Origin of the sequence: Flavobacterium laiguense, from assembly GCF_003097655.1 — a bacterium.
Lineage (GTDB): Bacteria > Bacteroidota > Bacteroidia > Flavobacteriales > Flavobacteriaceae > Flavobacterium > Flavobacterium laiguense.
The window spans coordinates 46412-70018 of record NZ_QCZH01000021.1; the positions used below are offsets into that span (position 1 = coordinate 46412).

Genomic DNA, 23607 nt, shown 5'->3' on the forward strand with positions numbered 1-23607 from the left:
AAAATCAACACCGAAAATTATCGGAATTAAAATCATAAATAATTATGTCTGTAGCAAAAAAAGACTATAAAAGAATAACTACAAAGTCCTTAATTGAGATGAAAGCCAATGGTGAAAAAATTTCGATGCTTACGGCTTATGATTATACCATGGCCAAAATTGTAGATACTGCTGGGATTGATGTAATTCTAGTTGGAGACTCAGCTTCAAATGTTATGGCGGGACATGAAACTACACTACCAATTACATTAGACCAAATGATTTACCATGCTTCATCGGTGGTTAGAGCTGTTGAAAGAGCCTTAGTTGTTGTTGATTTACCATTTGGTAGTTACCAATCAGACCCAAAAGAAGCCTTGCGTTCCTCTATCAGAATCATGAAAGAAAGTGGAGGTCATGCCGTAAAATTGGAAGGTGGTAAAGAAATAAAAGAATCCATAAAAAAAATACTAAACGCTGGAATTCCCGTTATGGGACATTTGGGTTTAACTCCACAATCTATTTATAAATTTGGGACATATACTGTTCGTGCCAAAGAAGAAGAAGAAGCTGAAAAATTAATTGAAGATGCCAAACTTTTAGAAAAACTGGGTTGTTTTGCATTAGTTCTTGAAAAAATCCCTGCTCATTTGGCAGAAAAAGTCGCACAGAGCATTTCGATTCCTGTAATTGGGATTGGTGCTGGTGGTGGTGTAGATGGACAAGTATTGGTAATTCACGATATGTTGGGGATGAACAATGAATTTAGCCCTCGTTTCTTGCGCCGCTACATGAATTTATACGAAGGTATGACTTCGGCAATCAGTAAATATGTTGAAGATGTAAAATCATGTGATTTTCCAAATCCAAGCGAACAATACTAGTAATCAGATCTCAGTATTCAGTTCTCATTAATTTAAAATATTTAAACAATTTACCATTGTCCAATAAAATAATATCCAATAAAAACAATCTCCAAATCCTACACGAAGACAATCACCTAATCGTGGTAAACAAACGTGTAGGAGATATTGTGCAAGGGGACAAAACAGGAGATAAACCGCTAAGTGATGTTGTAAAAGAGTACATCAAAGACAAATACAACAAGCCTGGCGAAGTGTTTCTTGGAGTGGTTCATCGATTAGACAGACCCACTACCGGAATCGTGGTATTTGCCCGCACCAGTAAGGCCTTGACCCGTATGAATGAATTATTCAGTAACAGAGAAACTCAAAAAACATATTGGGCGGTTGTCAAAAATAAGCCCTCCAAAAACGAAGACACTCTTGTTCATTACATCAAAAGAAACGAAAAAAACAACACTTCAAAAGCACATCTAAAAGAAGTCCCAGATAGCAAATTGGCCAGTTTAGAGTACAAAATCATCAAAGAACTGGACAATTATTATGGCCTTGAAATTCAATTGCACACGGGAAGACATCATCAAATACGAGCTCAACTCTCGGCTATCGGTTCGCCCATCAAAGGAGATTTAAAATACGGTTTTGACAGAAGTAATCCTGATGGTGGAATTCATCTTCATGCCAGAAAATTGGTGTTTATTCACCCTGTTTCAAAAGAAAATATAACCATTATTGCTCCAACTCCAGATGAAGTAATTTGGAAAGCCATTTAAAATTTCATAGGAAAAAGATCTTATATTTGAATTATAAAATTTAACTTGCCTTATAACTAACCAATGTCTTTTTATGATGAGTTACAAATTAAATATTAGTTCAAGAAAAGAGACTTTAATTAAACTGCTGGATGTAATCATCAAACATGAAAATAAAATCATCCAAGCCTTACACGAAGATTTCAAAAAACCTCCTTTTGAATCCGTTCTTACAGAAACCAGTTATGTGATATCTGAGTTAAAAGATACCATAAAAAACATCAAAAGTTGGGCAAAACCAAAAAGAGTATGGCCATCATTACTCAACTTTCCTTCTACTGATTATATTTATAAAGAGCCCTACGGTAAAGTTTTAATTATTGCTCCTTGGAATTATCCTTTTCAACTGGCGCTTTGCCCTTTAATTTCAGCAGTTGCTGCTGGGAATCAAGTGGTTTTAAAACCTTCTGAACTGACTCCGAAAACATCAGCCATAATTGCTGAGATTATTGAAAAAACATTCCAACACAATCACGTTAAAGTGATAGAAGGCGGTGTAGAAGCCACCCAAAAACTACTAGCCCAGAGATGGGATTACATTTTTTTTACGGGCAGTGTTCCAGTTGGCAAAATCGTAGCCAAAGCCGCTGCCGAAAATCTAACACCAGTAACACTGGAGCTTGGAGGTAAAAACCCATGTATTATAGACGAAACTGCTAATTTGAAACTAGCTGCCAAAAGAATTGTTTGGGGTAAATTTTTGAACGCAGGTCAAACGTGTATTGCCCCAGATTATATCTTGATACAAGAAGACATGAAAAGCCATTTTGTGGATTATCTAAAAAAAGAAATCACAGCCGCATACGGAGAAGATCCCAAATCATCCCCTGATTTCCCAAGAATAGTCAATGAAAAAAATTGGCACCGATTGGTCAGTATGATTGAACCTCAAAAAGTGATTTTTGGAGGGATAACCGATGTTGAGGATTGTTACATCAGTCCCACACTCATTGAAGAAAATTCTTTAGATAGTTTACTGATGGAAGATGAAATTTTCGGACCAATATTACCTATACTTACCTATAAAGATGAAGCTGAAATAGGTCCAGTGATTTCAAAATACGAAAAACCATTGGCCCTGTATGTTTTTACAGATGATAGAAAATTTGCAAAAAAAATCATCAAGAACCATTCCTTTGGTGGAGGCTGTATTAATGAAACAGTGATGCATTTTTCTAATAAAAGACTCCCTTTTGGCGGCGTAGGCCATAGTGGAATTGGTGCTTACCATGGTAAGCTAAGCTTTGATACTTTTTCACATTGTAAAGGTGTCGTAAAAAAAGCAACTTGGCTAGATCTGCCTATGCGATACGCTCCCTACAATAACAAATTGGCCTCAATCAAGAAATTATTAAAATGGTTGTAAAAAACCAAAATTGGTAAGCGAATTGAAGACTACAAAAGCGCTCCATTAGCAGTTCAAAACTTTTGATTAGTAGGGCTTTCATCTACTATGACACCAATCCATTAGAAGTTTTTGATTCATTAAGAATAAAAAAAACACTAAATTTGCAGTCCTATTCAAAAATAAACATTGTACTAGGATATAGAATACAGGTGGAAACAAGTGGTAATGGAGATCCTATTTTAGAATTCCATTTGAAAATAACTTATAAAAAATAACCAAACCTAATAGTACTTAACCAAGCTAATAAAAAATGAGCCTACTAAAAGAAAGACTACACGATATTGAAAAAAATGGATACCAATTGGATTTTGGGAATGTATTCAATCATGCCTTCGAAAATTATAAAAAAATTGCCTTGTACGCAGGATTAGTGTTATTTGTGTTTTCGGTTTTATTTGGACTTTTTGCAATAGGAACGCTAATCTCGTTTTGGGGCATTGACTTAATTACAGAAAAATTAAATCCCGAAAATTTAAAATCAGAAAACTTATCCGGCTCATCATTTTTAATTTACAGTAGCGCTATTCTTGTAGTATCTTGCTTATTAGCTCCATTTCAAGCTGGATTTCTTAAAATGGCCGATTGTGGAGATAAAGACGAAGAATTCCATATCAGTACCCTTTTTAGTTATTATCAACTTCCTTACCTTAAGGAAATAATAGTATCCACTTTTTTAATTACTTCAATTAGTTTTTTACAAGCAATAACACTTTCTCATCTAAAATTAGATTTACTTGGTAATTTCATTTCCAATTTTATATCATTCCTTACTATTCTAACTATTCCTCTTATTATTTTTGGCAATTTAAACGCGATTGAAGCCATAAAATACAGTATCGCAATTGTATTAAAAAAACCTTTCGTTTTACTAGGATTAATAATTGTGGCAATTATTGGTGCAATGGTAGGTTTTATAGGATGTTGTATTGGTGTGTTTTTTACACTGCCATTTTTTTACTCCATGAATTATGCTATTTACAGTGCTATTGTAGGTATTGATTCTCAAGATAAAATAGAAGAAACCAATTTTGTTTTATAAAATTGTAAAATTCACTTTTCAACTATTTTATAAAAACTAACTTAAATAAAAAGTTATGTTATTATGCTATAATATATTATTATCCTATTACTTCAACTTTTCTTTTTCTAGTTTAGTTTTTATTCCTATGGATACAAAGGTAGGAATGACTCATTTAAACAGCTTTATATTTAATAATAAAGTACTGATTCCGATGCTTTTTGTTTTTTTTATTGGGTTAATAATGAGTTTATTCAAAATTAATTCAATTACAAAAAACCCAGAAAATCATCCTACCATAGATGCTGACAAAAGAGAATATCAACTCTATTTATTATTTATTGGGTTCATAATCCCCCTTTTAGAATTCATTTTCGAGATTTACCACATAAGACCCAAAAGCTTGTTAATCAATAATTTTATTGTAGGAATGATCTTTTTGGCCTTATTCATAATTAGCAAAAATTCTACATATATCTATAATAGGATTCAAAATATTTATATTGTTTTATTCTTTTTTTATTATTTATTAATCTGTTATAACATCGTTTTTATACCTGAAGACACGGTTCCCAATTACGCTTTTATTGTTGCCTTTTTCTTTTCCTACATTATTCTTAAGCCCATAAAAGTATATTGGGCATTTTCGGGATTTATTTTATCGTTTTTAATAATAACCTATACTTTTGACTTGGTTCCCATTAAGAGAACCGTAATACTCTTTAATTATGCTGTAATTGTTTTCATAATAAACCACATCAGACATACCGCGACAACAAAAATTAATAATAAATTTCTCTTTGCCAATGAAATTGTAAACAAAGGTAATTCGCTAACAATCGCAACTAATAAAAATGGTGAATTGACATTTTGCAGCGAAACTATAACTTCTATATTAGGCTACACACCTACAGAAGTTTTAGGACTTGGCTTTTGGGAGCTTACAGAAGACCCTGAATTTATAGGAAAAGATTATTTGAACAACTACATTGACAACCGATTATATGTAAGAAAATTAAAATGCAAAAACGGGGAATACAAATTTATTCAATGGATAGACAAAAAATTTTCGAAAGAATTAATTATTGGAATAGGACAAGATGTTACCAATGAAATTAGAATTCGAAACCAGTATGAAATCTTAATACAAACAGCCGTTGATCTCATTTTTGAAGCAGACGAAAATGGCAATTTGACTTTTATAAATGATTACGCCATTAAAGTTTTAGGTTATACCAAAGAGGAGATGCTACATCAACATTTTTCATTCCTAATTCGAAAAGATTACATCACCAATACGATGAGTTTTTATCAAAATATTTTAGAAATTGAAGAAAATTTTACCACTTTAGAATTCCCACTTATTAAAAAAGACGGAAGTGAAATATGGATCTCACAAAATGTCTTTATAAGAAGAGATCATTTTGGTGCAATCAATGGCTATTCCGCTATTGCAAGAGACATTACTTTACTGAAAAATATTGAAGAAGAAAAATCTAAAAGGCAAGATAAAATTAAAAAATACAGTAAAGCCCTAAAAGATATTGCGTTATTAAACCACTCGAATAAGGGTTCTTTTGAAAGTCTTATAAAAAACATTTTGAGAATTATAAATAAAACAGTCGAGATCAATCGTTCTAGTTATTGGGAATATGATTTCGACAAAATCATCTGTAAAAACCTCTATAATTCAGATGAAAAAAAATTTGAAACAGGATCTATTTATTATAAAAGTGAATACTCAAGTTATTTTGAAAAGATAGAAAACAAATTACAAGTAGTTGGATCAGACATCCGAACCAATATTCTGAACAAACAAATAAATCAAAAATACATTAACAAGTACAATATATTTTCGGTATTGGACACGCCTATCTTTATTGATGGAGAATTAAAAGGAATCATCTCTTTTGAAACAACACAAAAAGTCAAAAATTGGGATAATGAAGATATCAATTTTGCCAAATCAATTTCCGATTTAATTATAATTGCACTTGCTTCCGAAATGCGATTAGAGGTAGAAAGAAAACTAGCTTATAAAAGTGAATTGCTATTGGTTATCAATAAAAACACCAATACCTTTTTATTGAAAAAAAATTCAAGTGATATCTTTAAAGGAATCATAAACGAAATAGGAAAAGTAACTAAAGCAGAACGTATTTCTTATTTTAAAAAAAATGCAACAACAAAATTATTCAATCAACGCTATAGATGGCTGTACAGTCTTGAAGGGTTTGATGCACCAAATCCAATTCTTCAAAACATTTCATTTTCAAGTATTGCAAGTACAATTCAAGATTTAACTCCAGATAAATATTATAATATTTCTGCAGAAGAAATCGAAAATCAAGAACTAAGACATTTTGTTATTCAATTAAATATAAAATCACTTCTAGTATTACCTGTATTTGTAAAAAATGAATTAGATGGCTTTTTTGTTTTTGACAATATTAATGAAGTACGAAAATGGAGTGCAGATGAGATTTCAATTTTGCAATTATTAATAAAAAACATTTCAACCGCTATTGAACGAAATCTCAACGAATCAATCATTGAAGAAAGTGAAGAACGATTCCGATTGCTTGCCAATAACATTCCGGGCACTGTATATTTGTCTAATTATGATGAGAAATACACCAAAATATATCTTAATGATGAAATAGAAAAATTGACGGGCTATCCCAAATCTGATTTTTTAGAAAACAAATTACATTTCATTGACTTAATAGTTCCAGAAGATATAGATAGAATAAAAAAAGAAAATTTTATTGCTCTAAAAGAGAGAAAACCATTTCATGCCATATACAGAATAACACATAAAAATGATTCTATTATTTGGGTAGAAGAATTTGGAGATTCTATCATGAAAAATGGAGAGATTGCTTTTATGGAAGGTATTTTTATTGATATAACAGAGAAAAAAAACAATGAAACCATACTCAAAGAAAAAGAAATAGCCGAAGCAGCCAATAAAGCAAAATCTGAGTTTCTGGCTAATATGAGTCATGAAATCAGAACCCCATTGAATGGGATAATTGGTTATACTGATTTGTTGATGAATTCAAAATTAGAAGCGTTCCAAAAACAATACATGAATACCATCAATCAGTCTGCCAATATATTGATGGAAGTGGTCAATGACATCTTGGATTTTTCTAAAATTGAATCAGGAAAACTAGAACTTAATGTAGAAAAACAACCTATAGCAGATCTGGTTAATCAAATCAAAGAATTAATAAACTACCAAGCAAATTCTAAAAATTTAGAAATAAATTATACCATCAATGAGGATGTCCCTAAATACATTTGGGTAGACTATATCCGTTTAAAACAAGTATTAATCAATCTATTAACAAATGCCATTAAGTTTACCAATAATGGCAAAATAGAACTCATGATTTCAACTCTTAAAAAAGAAAAAAATCTAACACTGTTACGCTTTTCAGTAAGAGACACCGGAATTGGAATTCGAAAAAGTAATCAAAAGAAAATATTCCATGCTTTTTCACAAGAAGATAGTTCGACTACCAAAAAATTTGGTGGAACAGGATTGGGATTAGCCATTTCGAACCAATTATTGGCCTTAATGGGCAGTACATTACAAATTGAAAGTCAATACAATATAGGTAGTACTTTTTATTTTGATGTCCTACTAAAAAGCACCAATAAAGAAAAAAAGACTCCTCTATTAAAAGAACATAGTCCTACTATTCATGAAGACAACAAAATAGTTTTAAAAAATGAACAGCCCAAAATATTGATTGTAGAAGATAATAAAATCAATATGCTATTGACCAAAACACTATTAAAACAAATTTTGCCAAATAGCACTATTTATGAATCAATAGATGGTGAGAAAGCGATTATAAAAGCAGTCGAAATAAATCCTGATATTATTTTAATGGATATCCAAATGCCATTAATGAATGGATATGAAGCCACGAAAGAGATTCGAAAATTAGATCTATTAAAAGACACTCTTGTCATTGCTCTAACAGCTGGAACAGTAGTGGGCGAAAAAGAAAAGTGTATCGAAGCCGGTATGGATGATTATTTATCAAAACCTATAGTAAAGCAAACACTTCAGGACTTACTAGGAAAATGGCTGCAGATTTAAATCAATGGCAATAGCAAAATAAAAAAATCAAAAATATTGAATTCCGCAACCTGAATTCTGCAATCTAAAAGCTACTCCCTTTGAATTTAACCTAGTTATAAACGTTTTAGATAAGGTTTGTAACGGATAAAAACAACATACTATCTATCTTTATTTAAACAAAGTAAAGCAATCAAAAGCACATCGGAAAAATTAGCAGTACCTTTGCGCCAACTTAAAAGGGGTAAACTAAATAATAGGGTTTACTTCATAACAACAATTTATGTCATTTAACTCATTAGGCTTATCTGATGCTTTATTAAAAGCCATCAGCAAAAAAGGATATACAACTCCTTCTCCAATACAACAAAAAGCAATTCCACCAATACTAGAAGGTAAAGATGTTTTAGCATCGGCACAAACTGGAACAGGAAAAACTGCAGGTTTCACCCTACCTATATTGCAAATATTGTCTCAAGGAAAACATTTGAGTCACAGACCTATTCGTGCCTTAATACTAACTCCTACACGAGAATTGGCTGCTCAAATATTGGCTAATATAAAAGAATACAGTGAATTTTTAGATTTACGTAGCACCGTAATTTTTGGAGGTGTAAACCAAAATCCACAAGTTACTCAATTGCGTCAAGGTATTGATATTTTAGTAGCAACCCCAGGTCGATTAATCGATTTGCAAAATCAAGGTTTAATATCCCTGTCTAAAGTTGAAATCTTAGTTTTAGATGAAGCTGATCGTATGCTAGACATGGGATTTTTACGTGATATTGAACGCATTATGAAAGTATTACCTCCAAAAAGGCAAAACTTACTATTTTCTGCAACTTTTTCAAAAGACATCAAGAAATTGGCAATGGGTATTTTACACCATCCTGTTCAGGTCGAAGCGACTCCGGAAAACACAACAGTAGAGGCTATTATTCAAAAAGTATATCCTGTTGCCAAAGAGAAAAAAACAGAATTGATAATTAAACTTATTTCTGAAGGTAACTGGAAACAGATTTTGGTATTTACACGAACCAAACAGGGAGCCAACAAGCTATGTGAAAGCATGATTAGTGCAGGTATTAAATCAGCAGCTATTCATGGAAATAAAGGTCAAGGAGCACGAACCAAAGCCTTAGCTGGTTTCAAAAACGGAAGTTTAACTGCACTAGTAGCTACAGATATTGCAGCTCGAGGGTTGGATATTCCATTACTACCTCATGTTGTAAATTTTGAATTGCCAAATATTCCCGAAGATTATGTTCACCGAATTGGTAGAACAGGAAGAGCTGGGGCAAGTGGTGAAGCCATTTCATTATTTAGTCCAGACGAAACCACTTTTTTACGTGATATTGAAAAATTGGTCGGCCTGAAATTGCCTAAAGAAAACATTAAAGATTTTGAACCAGATCCCAACGCATCGACTGAACCAATTAAGCAAGGGCAAGGAAGGCAACAACGCAATTCAACTCCTAAAAAAACAACCACTACTACTTCTAGCAGAACTGGGAATAATAGCTTTGGTCCGAGACGTCCAAGTCAAAACAACGACAGACGCTCTACTAAATAACAGCTAATAAATTGAGTTTTGTTTTTTTTAGGAGCAGGATGATTTCGTTTTTTTAAGAAGTCTCCTCCCGCTATACACTACAAACCTTGTGTGGGCTAAACACTAGCCCTCACAAGGTTTTTCGTTTCTATCGGGGCTAATATACACGTTTTTTATTTCTTTCAAATTTTCTGAAATCTGAAATCTTCTACTCCAACCAATCAACCCGATCCCGCGGAAATGTCACCACAACGATCTCGCGGATTTTCAATCCGTGCACACACAGCACATCGACAAAGTGAGAAATAAGAAAAGGAATGATTAAAACAAATTGGTCTTGATAATTGGAATGGGCACGGATTCCACCCGAGCGATAGTGAACAGACGAAGTAAATCCGCGCTATCGGGTCATCTTTATACTGAAAACTGTTGATTCAAAATACAACACTAATTTAAATCATTAATTTACAAATTATTATTCTATTGATACTTATTCAAATCTAGATTAAGAATATTACCTACTCTGCTAAACTCTTCATTAATCTTTGCATTCAAGATTAGTTGCTCATTTGTTATTGGATGATTAAAAATTAACTGATGTGCATGCAGCATCATTCCTTTCAGGTCAAAATTCTCCAACCATAATTTATTTTGTTTGTTACAACCATGTGGACGGCTTCCCAAAATAGGATGAAAAATATGTTTGAAATGTTTTCGTAATTGATGCATACGTCCAGTTTCAGGAATCGCTTCTACCAAACAATATCGTGACGTTGGTTTATTGTTAAATTCTAACTCAACCTCTGCATTTTGCAAACGATGAAAGTATGTTATTGCATTTTGTGTAATGTCATCATCATTGGTCAAATCATAATCTATCGTAAGTTCTTCGGGTGACCAACCACGTAAAATTGCTAAATATTTTTTTTCGACTTCGCGTGTGGCAAAACGATCATTCATAATTTTTAAAACGGCTGCATCCAACGCAAATAACAAAACACCAGATGTTTTGCGATCTAACCGATGAATTGGATAAACATGCTGTCCTCCTATTTGATTTCTCAATTCTTGAATAGCATAAACTTTTGCATCGCGCGCATAAAATGATTTGTGAACCAACAATCCACTTGGTTTATTAATTGCTATAATATATTCGTCTTGGTAAAGAATTTCTAACATTTGGTAAAAGTAAAAGAGATTTCTATTGAAATCTCTTTTTTGGCTTATTTATTTCTATACTTTTCTTTTTTCATTTTAGTTCGAAAAACAAAATCGGTTAAAAACAGAAAGTCACTTCCTCATAGTCGGAGACTTTGCCTTTACTAAACATCTGAAATCTAAAATCGTTAATCTAAAATCTAAAATCTAAAAATCTCAACCCAACCAACCATCACGATCCAAACTACGATATTGAATGGCTTCAGCAATATGCCCCGAAATAACATGGGGAGCTGCATCCAAATCAGCGATCGTTCTGGCTACTTTCAAAATTCTGTCATAAGCTCGTGCCGAAAGATTCAATCGTTCCATAGCGGTTTTTAATAATTGTTTCGATACATCATCCAGCGCACAATGTTCCCGAATGTGTTTGGTATTCATTTGGGCATTATAATGTATGTTTTCCATTGCTTCAAATCGTGTGGACTGGATTTCACGTGCTGATGTCACTCTCTTCCGAATATCAACACTGCTTTCTGCTTTGCGATCATCGGATAATTTCTCAAAAGGAACGGGAGTCACTTCAATATGAATATCGATTCTGTCTAACAAAGGCCCCGAAATTTTACTCATATACCGCTGCATTTCGTGGGGAGAAGAAGTTTGTGGCGAATCGGGATCATTAAAAAAACCACTTGGACTAGGATTCATACTTGCCACCAACATAAACGAGGACGGATAAGTTACTGTAAACTTGGCTCTGGAAATAGTCACTTCACGATCTTCCAAGGGTTGACGCATTACTTCGAGTACATCACGCTTGAATTCCGGTAATTCATCCAAAAACAAAACACCATTATGCGCCATAGAAATTTCTCCTGGTTGCGGATAACTTCCCCCTCCAACTAATGCTACATTCGAAATAGTATGATGCGGGCTGCGAAACGGCCTTTGATTCATCAATCCAACTTCTTTCAGCTTTCCGGCTACACTGTGAATTTTTGTGGTCTCTAATGCTTCCCGCAAAGTCATAGGCGGTAAAATACTGGGTAATCTCTTGGCGAGCATTGTTTTTCCGGCACCCGGAGGACCTATCAAAATAATATTATGACCACCGGCAGCGGCAATTTCCATACAGCGCTTAATGCTTTCTTGCCCCTTGACATCCGAGAAATCGAATTCGGGAAACTCCAATGTTTTATAAAACTCAGCTCTGGTATCGATAGTTGTGGGTTCCAGCGTTCCTTTTCCTTCCAAGAAATCAATCACTTCCTGTACGTTGGAAACACCATAGACATCCAGTCCAGTCACAATAGCCGCTTCTTTTACGTTTTGAATAGGCAGAAAAAAACCTTTAAAACCTTCTTCTTTGGCTTTTATGGCAATGGGCAAAGCGCCACGAATGGGCTGTAAACTACCATCGAGGGACAATTCTCCCATGATAATGTATTTGTCCACTTCAGTCGCTTTTATTTGTGCAGAAGCAACCAGAATACCAATAGCTAAAGTCAAATCATAGGCTGATCCTTCTTTGCGCAAATCGGCGGGTGCCATATTGATGGTGATTTTTTTCCCCGGCATTGCATACCCATTATTCTTGAGCGCTGCCGCAATACGATAACTACTTTCTTTGATGGCATTGTCTGGCAAACCTACCAAATGATAGCCAATTCCTTTATCCATATTAACTTCAACCGTAATCGTTGTGGCTTCAACTCCAAAAACGGCACTTCCGTAAACTTTGATTAGCATATAAAATAGTTTTATTTAAATGTAATACCTTTTTCACTCCTAAACAAAAAATAATTAACCAAATTCTTACTATTTATTATTATCCAGATAAATTCAAAGGCAAAGTTTACTTCGTGTTGTTTTCTCGCAAAGTCGCAAAGACGCAAAGCGCAGTTTTTTTTCTTTGCGCCTTTGCGTCTCTGCGTGAAATTTCAAAATCAGCGGGCTATTCAATTATCTGTCTAAAGGTGATTCAAGTTCACTACTAAACTGAATACTTTAAATCTTTGTCAGATAACAATTACTATTAGCTGTTTTCAAAACTATCTCTTGAATATTTATTTGAACTTTGTTTATCTTTATAACTTACTTGGCTAACACATCAAATATGAAATCAACAAAAAATAAACTTTTCATATCCTTCCTGCTCATTTGTAGTTTCATTTCCTGCAACCAAAAAAAGGAACAAGAATTGAATCCATCAAATGCTATTCCGTCAGCAGCTGCTATAGTTGAGCAAATAGTAAATCAACCGGAATATCATATTGATTTATTGGATTTAAAAACAAAGAAAAAGCTTGGAAATGACACTATAGTAACTGTTATTAACGATCCCGTTTATCACAAAACGAAGAAATACAATACCGTTAATGCTTTGACACTTATTGCAAACGAAATAGATTTAAGTAAAATCGATGCTAAAAGCACCAAAATTGTTTTCGAATGCATTGATGGCTACAAACCTGAAATGCCTTTAACATTATTTTTAGCATCCAAACCATACTTGGCTTTTAAAGATTTGGATGCAAAAGGAACGGATTGGGAACCGATTTCAAAAAACGGAAACAAAATGGATGCAGCCCCATTTTATCTAGTTTATACGAATGCCCCTGCCGAAAATGATCATTATAAATGGCCGTATAACTTAATAAAAATTCACTTAGAGCCGATTGACAAATCAAAAACAGCTTTGTATCCCAAAGATCCGTTAATGGTTGCGGGTTATACCTTATTTCAAAATCAATGCATTACTTGTCACGCCATAAACGGAATTGGCGGCGAAATGGGTCCCGAACTCAACTATCCGAAAAGCGTAACGGAGTATTGGGTAGAAACCGAATTGGTCAATTATATCGTCAATCCGGCTTCGTATAGAAACAAAGTAAAAATGCCAACATTAGGAATCACAAAACAACAATCCCAAGAAATTGTAGGCTATTTAAAATATATGGCGAAAAATAAAAAGAAGAATTAATGGCTCTTTACACTTTATTGTTGAATTTAAAATTTAGACAGTTAGGATTCAATTTAAAATTAGAAACCGATTTTCTTACTTATTATAGCTTCAAAACAAGTAAATTAATTTAAATTTGATACTCTAATCTAAAAGATAATACCATGGGAATTTTTAATGCCATTATGGGCAATGCATCGGAAGTAAATACCGAAAATCTATCGAAGGAATTTGAACCTTTATTGATAGAAGGCGAAAAAATCGAGAAAGGATACAAAGTAATCAAGGATATGTTTGTTTTCACGAATAAAAGACTGATTTTGGTCGAAAAACAATTGGTGGGAAGTAAGGTTGATTATCTTTCGATTCCGTATTCGTCTATTAAAAAATTCTCTAAAGAAAGTGCCGGAATCCTAGACATGGATGCCGAATTGAAGATTTGGCTGACTGGCGAAGCTGCTCCGATCTCGAAACAATTTGGTAAAGGCGGAAATAATATTAATGAAGTGTACCAAATCTTGAGTCAGCATATATTGAAATAAGTATTAAGTATAGAGAATCAAGTATTAAGATTTTTCAGACTTCAGAATTTGATTTCTTAATACTTGATTCTTAATACATCCTAACACCCAAATCACATGAAAATCATTATTCGCACTTTTAAACTACAGCTAAAGCACACTTTTACGATTTCGAGAGAGTCTCACGACATCCAACCCACGCTGATTGTTGAATTACAAAGCGAAGGATTTTCGGGGTTTGGCGAGGCGACTTCGAATCCGTATTATAATATTACTGTGGATACGATGAGAGCGAATCTAGAAGCTATTATCCCGTTTATAGAAGCTCATAATGACGAAACTCCAGAGGATTTCTGGAATAGTTCTTCGGCTTTATTAAAAAACGATATGTTTTCATTATGCGCTTTGGACATGGCTTACAATGATTTGTATGCCAAGAAAAAAGGCAAAAAGCTATATGAATTATGGGGGAATTCTCCGTTGCACAACCCTAAAACCGATTACACGATAGGGATTGACAAAATCGAGAAAATGGTTATGAAACTCAAAGAAATGCCGTGGCCCATTTATAAAATTAAATTAGGAACCAAAGACGACATTGCTATTGTTACCGAATTGCGCAAGCACACCAATGCACGATTTCGAATTGACGCCAATTGCGGTTGGACGGTTACCGAAACGATTAATAATGCCATTGCCTTAAAAAAACTAGGTGTCGAATTTCTAGAACAACCTATAAAAGCAGATCAATGGGCAGCTCACAGAGAGGTTTATAAACATTCTGTATTACCGATTATTGCCGACGAAAGTTGCATTCTAGAAGAAGATGTTGCCAAATGTCATAATCATTTTCATGGGGTGAACATCAAACTGGTAAAATGCGGCGGTCTTACCCCCGCGCGAAGAATGATTGCCGAGGCCAAACATTTAGGCATGAAAACAATGGTGGGTTGCATGACGGAATCCTCTGTTGGAATTTCGGCTATCGCTCATTTGCTGCCGGAATTGGATTATGTAGATATGGATGGCGCTTTATTATTAGCGGAAGATATCGCTACTGGAGTTACCATAAAAGACGGAATCATACACTATGCCGATGGCAACGGAATTGGAGCTGCATTAAAAACACAATAACATGAAGGTAAACGAGATTCCCAATCGAATAATTTCCGTTGCAGGAGAAGAGCACCTCTACTTTGGTGGAACCAATTATCTGGGAATCACTACCCTGCCCGAGTTTCAAACGATTCTATTAGCAAGTTTCCAAAAATGGGGAACGAGTTATGGTAGTTCTCGTTCTGCAAACATTCAGTTAAAAGTCTACAAAAAAGCCGAAGATTTGCTGGCAAAACAAATAGGAACCGACGCCGCAGTCACCATTTCCTCCGGTATGTTGGCCGGTAAATTGGCGTTAGAATTACTACAACAAACATCCGATTTGGTTTTCTATTTTCCCAATACGCATCCCGCTTTACTGCATCCCTTTTCTTTACCTTTAATACAAAACGGAAAATTAAATCCTTTTCTTTTTGACCCTACAGTTTCTAAAATTGGAATCGTGGCCGATGCCATTCCTTCGCTGGAAGTTACTCCTATTGATTTGAGTATTTTGCTTGAAATTCCAAAGGATAAAGAAATCACTTTGATACTGGACGAATCCCACAGTATCGGAATATTGGGCGATAAAGGTCATGGCGTTTTATACCAATACCAACTTCCGAATGTACATCGAAAAATAAGTATCGCTTCACTAGGGAAAGCTTTCGGACTTTCGGGTGGTGTTATTGCTGGCGATTTGGATTTTATATCTGAATTAAAAAAACAGCAAACTTTTATAGGGGCCTCAGGAATGAACCCCGCTTTTTTAGAAACCTATATCAACGCTCAAGAACTCTACGAAGTACAGCGACAAAAACTACAACTCAATTTATTCTACGTAGAAAGTAATTTAATCCCCAACTCTGCCTTTACATTTGCTGCAGCATATCCTGCCATTTATTTTGACAACAAGGAACTTCTGAATTTATTGTTAGAGAACAAAATCATTCCAACCTCATTTCCTTATCCAACGGCTTCGGGAAAACTGAGTCGTATTGTAATTAGTGCTCACCATACGAAAGAGGATTTGGATACAATGATAAAACAATTGAATATTTTCTCGAATCTGTCCACTAATCTTGATGGTGATATTCGATTTGTCTTATAAAAAGCAATGGGATTTTAGCAGCCATTTAATACATCGTTCCGATAGCTTGTCAGGAGTGAATATTAATTATCCTTATCAGATACCAAAATAAGGCTTTGTGAAATCTGCGAAAAAAAATGGCACGCAGATCTCGCAGATTTACGCAGATTTACGCAGATTTTGAAGTAGAAGTATTGAATCGCAACTTTTCTTAAAATAATATATTCCAAAAGCGAATAGCCTGACAAAAAACATAGAAAACTCAAAAGTGCATTCTTATTTTGACTACACACAAACGAATCAAATTAAATTATCGCCATTTTTAAACGCTTTTCAGCCAATTGTTGCAAAAATTACAGGGGTCAAATTACAAAAATGATAAAAATTAAAAATCTACCCGTCATTTTAAAGGGTCTTTTGAATCATTTCATAATTTTGTATAAAATTAAAATAACCAAACAATGCGTAAAATAGTTTTAAGTGTGATTCTTATCACGATTTTGGTCCTATCCTATTGTTCCAATTTATTCCTAACCAACAACCCAACAAATCCAGCTGAAGTTTCAAATTTCAACACTGGAGACATAGCTTGGATGCTCGTTGCTTCGGCATTAGTATTATTGATGACTCCTGGATTAGGCTTCTTTTACGGTGGTATGGTTGGCAAAAAGAATGTCATCAGCACGATGCTCCAAAGCTTCATGGCCATGGTAATCGTAACTGTTTTATGGGTAATTATTGGTTTCGGATTATCATTCGGACCATCCATAGGAGGCTTTATCGGAAATCCTCTTCCAAACTTGTTTTTTCAAGGCGTCGGAACTGGGACTTCATGGGGATTAGCACCTACAATTCCATTTTTATTATTTGCTTTATTTCAAGCTAAATTTGCTATCATAACTCCCGCTATTGTTACAGGTGCCTTTGCAGAACGCATCCGTTTTTGGGCCTATATGTTATTTATGGTATTATTCATATTGTTTGTATATGCACCATTAGCCCATATGACTTGGCATCCGGAAGGAATATTATTCAATTTAGGCGTCTTGGATTTTGCCGGTGGTACCGTAGTACACATGAGTGCCGGTTGGGCAGCCCTTGCAGGAGCCATGTTTTTAGGAAAACGTAAAATTCCAAAAGCAAACCCAGCACGTATTACTTATGTATTATTAGGAACCGGATTATTATGGTTTGGCTGGTTTGGTTTTAATGCTGGATCTGCCATGGGAGCCAACGGACTTGCCGCACAAGCATTAGGAACTACCACTGTAGCCGCTGCTGCTGCCTCTATGGCTTGGGTATTTCTGGATAAAATTATGGGACATAAACTTTCGGCAATGGGAGCTTGTATCGGAGCCGTTGTAGGACTGGTAGCCATCACGCCTGGAGCCGGATACGTTAGCATTCCGCACGCTATAACTATTGGAATAATTGGAAGTATCGTAAGTAATATCATGGTCAGCAAATTCCCTAAAGGCAAAATAGACGACGCATTAGATGTATTTGCCTGTCATGGAGTTGGCGGAATGGTCGGAATGCTTCTAACAGGAGTATTTGCTTCCAAGGCCATCAACCCTGCTGTTGTAGATCAAGGTCTTGCTTTTGGTGAAACCAAATTATTCACCAACCAACTTATAGCGCTGGTAGGCGTTTCTATTTTCGCCTTTATCATGTCCTATCTTCTTTTCTTTATTGTTAATAAAATCACTCCTTTGAGAGTTACCGAAGAAAGGGAAGAATTAGGATTAGATATCTCTCAACACGGCGAATACTTATAGATTCATTTTTAAGTCAAAAAAATAAAGCCCTCTAAAATCATTTTTTTAGGGGGTTTTGTTTTTGCATTACCCAAAATCTCCTTAAATTTAACTTCATTATTATTCGATAACGATTTGAAGCATTAAATTAAGCATTGCTGATAATCCTTTATTAAGAAACAAGTGAATAGCCCACTTCATTTTAAAAATTTCTCGCAAAGACGCAAAGACGCGAAGAAAGCAACACCTCGCTTTGCGTCTTTGCGTCTTTGCGAGAAACAACAAGAAAAACCATAAAACACACTTCACCCCCCCTTAAAATTAACCCCCAAGCAACAAAAAACTCGAAAACAACATTATTATATTCGCTTTTTTTAACTAAAAAATAATACACCCTCTTAAAAACACAGGGTTGAATTTTAAATATTAATAATTATTCATCTATAGCCCCTGTTTTTTTGGTAGTCATTTAAAATATTTTATACTTTTATTAAAAATTAAAACCAAAAACCATGCGAAAAATTCTTTTAACCCTATTATTAAGTACTATTTTAGTATTAACCCTTTTCTCCAATTTTTTCTTAACCGATAACCCTGTTCCTGCCGAAGCTGTCAAGTTTGACACAGGCGATACTGCTTGGTTAATCGTTGCAACCTCATTAGTATTATTAATGACCCCAGGATTAGGGTTCTTTTACGGTGGTATGGTCGGCAAAAAAAATGTTATCAGCACCATGTTACAAAGTTTCATGGCCATGGTAATCGTAACCGTATTATGGGTAATCATCGGCTTCGGATTATCATTTGGACCATCAATTGGGGGTATAATTGGAGATCCGAGAGAAAACTTGTTTTTTCAAGGTGTAGGAGTAAATACCGCTTGGAGTCTTGCCCCAACAATTCCATTTATGCTTTTTGCCTTATTCCAAGCCAAATTTGCCATCATTACCCCAGCCTTAATCACAGGAGCTTTTGCAGAACGTATTCGTTTTTGGGCTTACCTATTGTTTATGGTATTGTTTATATTATTCGTCTATGCACCATTAGCACACATGACTTGGCACCCAGACGGTCTTTTCTTCAAAATGGGCGTACTAGATTTTGCCGGTGGAACTGTAGTTCACATGAGTGCTGGTTGGGCTGCTTTGGCTGGAGCCATCTTCTTAGGAAAGCGTAAAGTTCAACAAGTAAACCCAGCCCGTATTACTTACGTATTATTAGGAACCGGTTTATTATGGTTTGGATGGTTTGGTTTCAACGCGGGTTCTGCTTTGGGAGCGAACGGTCTTGCCGTACAGGCTTTGGGAACCACTACTGTTGCCGCCGCGTCTGCTGCAATGGCTTGGGTATTTCTTGATAAAATTATGGGACACAAACTTTCGGCTATGGGTGCTTGTATTGGTGCTGTAGTAGGATTGGTTGCCATTACTCCGGCAGCTGGTTTTGTTAGCATTCCACACGCTATTGCTATTGGTATTATTGCCAGCCTTATCAGTAATGTTATGGTTCTTAAATTCCCTAAAGGAAAAATAGACGATGCTTTAGATGTTTTTGCATGTCACGGTGTAGGAGGTATGGTTGGTATGGTACTAACAGGGGTATTTGCTTCTGGAGCAGTTTACCCAGGTTTAGTTGCCGAAGGAGGTGCCGGTCAAGGCCTTATCTTTGGAGAAACTGGTCTTTTTGTACACCAATTAACCGCCTTGGTAATCGTTTCTGCATTTGCTTTTAGCATGTCGTATTTCTTGTTTTTTATTGTAAACAAAATTACACCTTTAAGAGTTACTGAAGATAAAGAGGAACTGGGATTGGATATTTCTCAACACGGAGAATACCTATAAAAATCAATTTCAAATTACCTAAAAACACTCTAAGATTTAATTTTAGAGTGTTTTTTTTGACATTTTTAATCGATAAAAAAATCATTATTCAATTTATCTACAAATAATTAAACAACCAAAACTATTAAAAATTATATGACTGTCCGTAACTCATACCAAGAGTCTGAATATTGAAAATACACTTTGCGCCTCTGCGCCTTTGCGTGAAATTGGGCTCGCAAAGTCGCAGAGACGCAAGGAACAGAAAGGATAAAGTTTGTAAAAAACATTCGACAACTAATTTATTCTGAGAAATGGCACTAGTCACGGATAGTCATAAAAAATTATATGATGTCTTTAACATAAACAGACTTATTATATCATTAAATTTATAGTACCATTTCATACAAAGAAACACTCCTTCAATCTCCTCCTTTCTCAATCCTACAAAGTCATGACCTCGATATGATTACAAACAATAAAATCATACTATTATGGAACTAGAAATTGAAAAAATTAGAGATCAGCAGAAAGAAACCTGGAACAAATTTTCTCCCGGTTGGAAAAAATGGGATGAGCTTACTATGGATTTCCTAAAACCCATGGGAGATGAAATCATTAGACTACTCAATTTAAAAAACGATAATCTCGTTTTGGATGTTGCCGCAGGCACAGGAGAACCCGGTTTAACAATCGCATCACGACTATCAGGAGGAAAAGTTATTTCTACAGACTTAGCCGAGGGTATGCTTGAAATAGCACAAGAAAATGCAAAAAATAGAGGGATCAAAAATTTCGAAACGGTAGTCTGTGATGTTTGCGAACTCCCTTTTGCCGATAACACCTTTGATGCCATTAGTTGTCGCTTTGGATTTATGTTTTTTCCAGATATGCTACAAGCAGTAAAAGAAATGACAAGAGTCCTTAAACCTGGAGGCAAAATTGCAACTAGCGTTTGGAACATTCCGGAAAAAAATTTCTGGGTAACGGCTATCATGGGAACTATCAATAAAAATATAGAAATACCTCCTCCTCCACCTGGAGCTCCCGGTATGTTTCGTTGCTCGAAAGCAGGTTTCATGTCAGAATTATTTGCACAGGCGGGATTGAAAAACATTTCAGAAAATGAAGTTACAGGGAAATTAAATTGCAAAACAACAGACGTGTATTGGAATCTAATGAACGATGTTGCAGCCCCAGTTGTTGCTGCGCTTAGTAAAGCTGATGACACAATGAAAGAAAAAATAAAAAGCGAAGTATTCTATTTAGTGAATCAGAAATATCCAGATGGGAATATTATTATTGACTCCAGCGCACTTGTAATTTATGGGGAGAAATAAACAAATTTTATAAATTTAAACTGGGTCGACAATTCCTTTTAACTCTTAATACAATCTTCAAAAATAAAATTCACGAATCCTTTCAAAACAACAAAGCCATCTCATCATTTAGAGGTGGCTTTGTTTTAAATACTAATTTAACTAACTTTATTTTTTTACTAGCTTGAGCGTTTTTCGATTCGCTCCTTGATTAATTATAGCGAAATAACCACCAGAAGGTAAATCCTCTCCAAACATAATTGATTGATGATCGGCACTTTCAATATGTTTAATGCTTCTTCCATGCATATCAAATATATCTATTTCAACTTTTTCATTGCTGCCTCCTATAACATCCAAACTAAAATAATGAGCGGAAGGATTAGGATAAGCAATTACGTTGAACGTTGTTGCTTGTATTGGCTCTACTGTTTCCTTAGAAACTGCAATCACTTCAACTTTTTGTTTTGTGTCAGATGATTGAGCCGTTTCTTCTTCTTTTGCGGTTAATACCCCCGTTCTAACTTGTACATTTCCTCCATCCAACAATCTTCGTACAGTGGCAGTACCATTCCAATGGCTAGAGTAGATAATGGTTGATCCACTTTGGTAAAGAATACTTATTTCATCCAATTGTCCTCCGGTTGAACCATCATACATATTTACATATAAGTCGGAATTTCCACCTATTGTAACAGGATTTAATGGATCCGTAATATCTTTCATATTTGCCTTTGTAACAAAATTACCAGAAGAACCGCTCACGCTTAGGGAACTGATAGCATTGCTCTTAATTTGATAAACTCGTCCATTTCTGCGAATAATGATATTTGCCTGTCCTTTTACATTGGTTCCAGTTTTTGTCCATTTCATCGTAAATCCGAAGTTGGTTTTTGTGCCTGTTGTACCCGCATAAGTACCTATTGAATTTTGCATTTTTAGGAATCCTCCACCAGTTACTGATTCGCTACCTGGAACAGAAATGGTAACAGAACCAGGATCGAGACAATTATCCCCTTTATAATAATTATTAACTACTGCATATATATCCAGTGTTACTCCTTTATTTGCACAATCTGTACTCGACAAAGTATAATTAAATGTTGTTGATACTGTTCCAATCATCGTATTACCAGCACTTACCAATACTACGGGAATATTTGAAGTTCCCAATATCATACCTGTCATAGGGTTCCCTAGGCGGAATGTTACTTTTGCATTTCGAATATCTCCTGCATTTGTATCACCGCCACCAAGCGCTGTTATATCTTTTATCGTTGCGCTTAAAGTTACAGTAGCATTACAGGAAGTAGCACTTGTAGTGGAGAAATAGGGCAAGCCTGTATATGTAACATCCGTATTTTCTTTACTAATAGTGAATGGATCTGAAATATTAGAACTTGGCAAATAAGTGGCATCTCCGGCAAATGAAGAAATCACATTATAATTGCCTGGAGCTTGTGCAAGTGCTAAATTAGCTTCAGCGACACCACTTCCATCTGTACCATTATTTGGCAGACCTGGCCCATCAGACACCGATTGACTACCAATGGTAAAGCCGACTGTTTTCTCACTCAACGGAGTATTAGTATGTTGATCTTTCAATATCGCCTTTAACGTTTGCTGATCAGAATACTCCTCAGTTAAGTCTCCTGTATATACAATTATGGTAGGACGTTTGTTGACTGTAACGTTAAAGTAACATTCAAATACATTTCCACTTACGTCTGCGGACTGCCATAAAATTTTGGTTAATCCTTCATTCAGTTGAACTCCTGTTAAGGAATTACTTCCACTGCCAATAGTTGCTCCAGAAAGTGTATATATTAAAGTCGCTATCGAACAATTGTCTATCGGAGTCACATTGAATTCAGAATTCGAAATCGTATAATAAATTTGGTTCAAATCAAACACTCGAGCCACAGAAGCTGAACAAGAAAAAGTTGGTGCAATTTTGTCTTCCACCGTTACAACTGCGTTGGCTGTTGAACTGTTTCCGTTGATGTCCGTTACCGTCAAAACAACGGCGTTGGCCCCTACATTCGAACATGTAAAAGAGGTGATATCTGTGTCAAACGTTAATCCGCCACAAGCATCGCTTGAGCCATCGTTAACTGCATCTTCTGCTATACTAACATTTCCTGTTGCATCCAA

Annotated in this window: 16 protein-coding genes; 13 read left to right on the top strand and 3 right to left on the bottom strand. The window is 35.1% G+C overall.

The window, feature by feature from the left end; all coding sequences use genetic code 11:
* The first annotated feature begins 44 nt into the window (after window positions 1–44).
* The 6 genes from panB (at window position 45) to DB891_RS14615 (ending at window position 9749) form a co-directional block, all read left to right on the top strand.
* A complete protein-coding gene (gene panB, locus DB891_RS14590) occupies window positions 45–863 on the top strand; it encodes a 3-methyl-2-oxobutanoate hydroxymethyltransferase (protein WP_116764319.1) in 819 nt (272 codons plus the stop codon).
* 56 nt (window positions 864–919) lie between these two features.
* A complete protein-coding gene (locus DB891_RS14595; RefSeq protein ID WP_116764320.1) occupies window positions 920–1615 on the top strand; it encodes an RluA family pseudouridine synthase in 696 nt (231 codons plus the stop codon).
* Between the two features lie 76 nt (window positions 1616–1691).
* Window positions 1692–3020: an aldehyde dehydrogenase gene (locus DB891_RS14600; RefSeq protein WP_116764321.1), complete on the top strand. Its 1329-nt coding sequence runs from the start codon at window positions 1692–1694 to the stop codon at window positions 3018–3020.
* Between the two features lie 292 nt (window positions 3021–3312).
* On the top strand, window positions 3313–4101 hold the full coding sequence (locus DB891_RS14605; RefSeq protein WP_116764322.1) for a hypothetical protein: 789 nt from the start codon (window positions 3313–3315) through the stop codon (window positions 4099–4101).
* Window positions 4102–4324: 223 nt separating this feature from the next.
* Window positions 4325–8197, top strand: a complete 3873-nt coding sequence (locus DB891_RS14610; protein WP_223256117.1) for a PAS domain S-box protein — start codon at window positions 4325–4327, stop codon at window positions 8195–8197.
* Window positions 8198–8459: 262 nt separating this feature from the next.
* A complete protein-coding gene (locus DB891_RS14615) occupies window positions 8460–9749 on the top strand; it encodes a DEAD/DEAH box helicase (RefSeq protein ID WP_116764324.1) in 1290 nt (429 codons plus the stop codon).
* Between the two features lie 459 nt (window positions 9750–10208).
* Here the strand turns inward: DB891_RS14615 and DB891_RS14620 are convergent, their stop codons facing one another.
* A complete protein-coding gene (locus DB891_RS14620; RefSeq protein ID WP_116764325.1) occupies window positions 10209–10907 on the bottom strand; it encodes a pseudouridine synthase in 699 nt (232 codons plus the stop codon).
* A 195-nt stretch (window positions 10908–11102) separates the two neighbouring features.
* The gene (locus DB891_RS14625; protein ID WP_116764326.1) at window positions 11103–12638 is read right to left on the bottom strand and encodes a YifB family Mg chelatase-like AAA ATPase; all 1536 of its coding nucleotides are present in this window, start codon (window positions 12636–12638) and stop codon (window positions 11103–11105) included.
* 367 nt (window positions 12639–13005) lie between these two features.
* Between DB891_RS14625 and DB891_RS14630 the strand changes: the two genes are divergently transcribed.
* The 7 genes from DB891_RS14630 to DB891_RS14660 all read left to right on the top strand — a co-directional run bounded on the left by DB891_RS14630 (window position 13006) and on the right by DB891_RS14660 (window position 21474).
* Window positions 13006–13872, top strand: a complete 867-nt coding sequence (locus tag DB891_RS14630; RefSeq protein ID WP_116764327.1) for a c-type cytochrome — start codon at window positions 13006–13008, stop codon at window positions 13870–13872.
* Window positions 13873–14015: 143 nt separating this feature from the next.
* Complete coding sequence (locus DB891_RS14635; RefSeq protein ID WP_189337156.1) at window positions 14016–14393, top strand: PH domain-containing protein; 378 nt, start codon at window positions 14016–14018, stop codon at window positions 14391–14393.
* Window positions 14394–14489: 96 nt separating this feature from the next.
* A complete protein-coding gene (locus DB891_RS14640; RefSeq protein ID WP_116764328.1) occupies window positions 14490–15506 on the top strand; it encodes a dipeptide epimerase in 1017 nt (338 codons plus the stop codon).
* A 1-nt stretch (window position 15507) separates the two neighbouring features.
* The gene (locus DB891_RS14645) at window positions 15508–16578 is read left to right on the top strand and encodes an aminotransferase class I/II-fold pyridoxal phosphate-dependent enzyme (protein ID WP_116764329.1); all 1071 of its coding nucleotides are present in this window, start codon (window positions 15508–15510) and stop codon (window positions 16576–16578) included.
* A 440-nt stretch (window positions 16579–17018) separates the two neighbouring features.
* Window positions 17019–18335 carry an ammonium transporter gene (locus DB891_RS14650; protein WP_116764330.1) on the top strand — a complete coding sequence of 439 codons (1317 nt, stop codon included), beginning with the start codon at window positions 17019–17021 and terminating at the stop codon, window positions 18333–18335.
* Window positions 18336–18826: 491 nt separating this feature from the next.
* The gene (locus tag DB891_RS14655; protein WP_116764331.1) at window positions 18827–20155 is read left to right on the top strand and encodes an ammonium transporter; all 1329 of its coding nucleotides are present in this window, start codon (window positions 18827–18829) and stop codon (window positions 20153–20155) included.
* Window positions 20156–20628: 473 nt separating this feature from the next.
* Window positions 20629–21474 carry a class I SAM-dependent methyltransferase gene (locus DB891_RS14660; RefSeq protein ID WP_116764332.1) on the top strand — a complete coding sequence of 282 codons (846 nt, stop codon included), beginning with the start codon at window positions 20629–20631 and terminating at the stop codon, window positions 21472–21474.
* Window positions 21475–21621: 147 nt separating this feature from the next.
* Here DB891_RS14660 and DB891_RS14665 read toward each other — a convergent pair.
* A partial coding sequence (locus tag DB891_RS14665; protein ID WP_133243529.1) for a T9SS type A sorting domain-containing protein occupies window positions 21622–23607 on the bottom strand: 1986 nt, incomplete at its 5' end.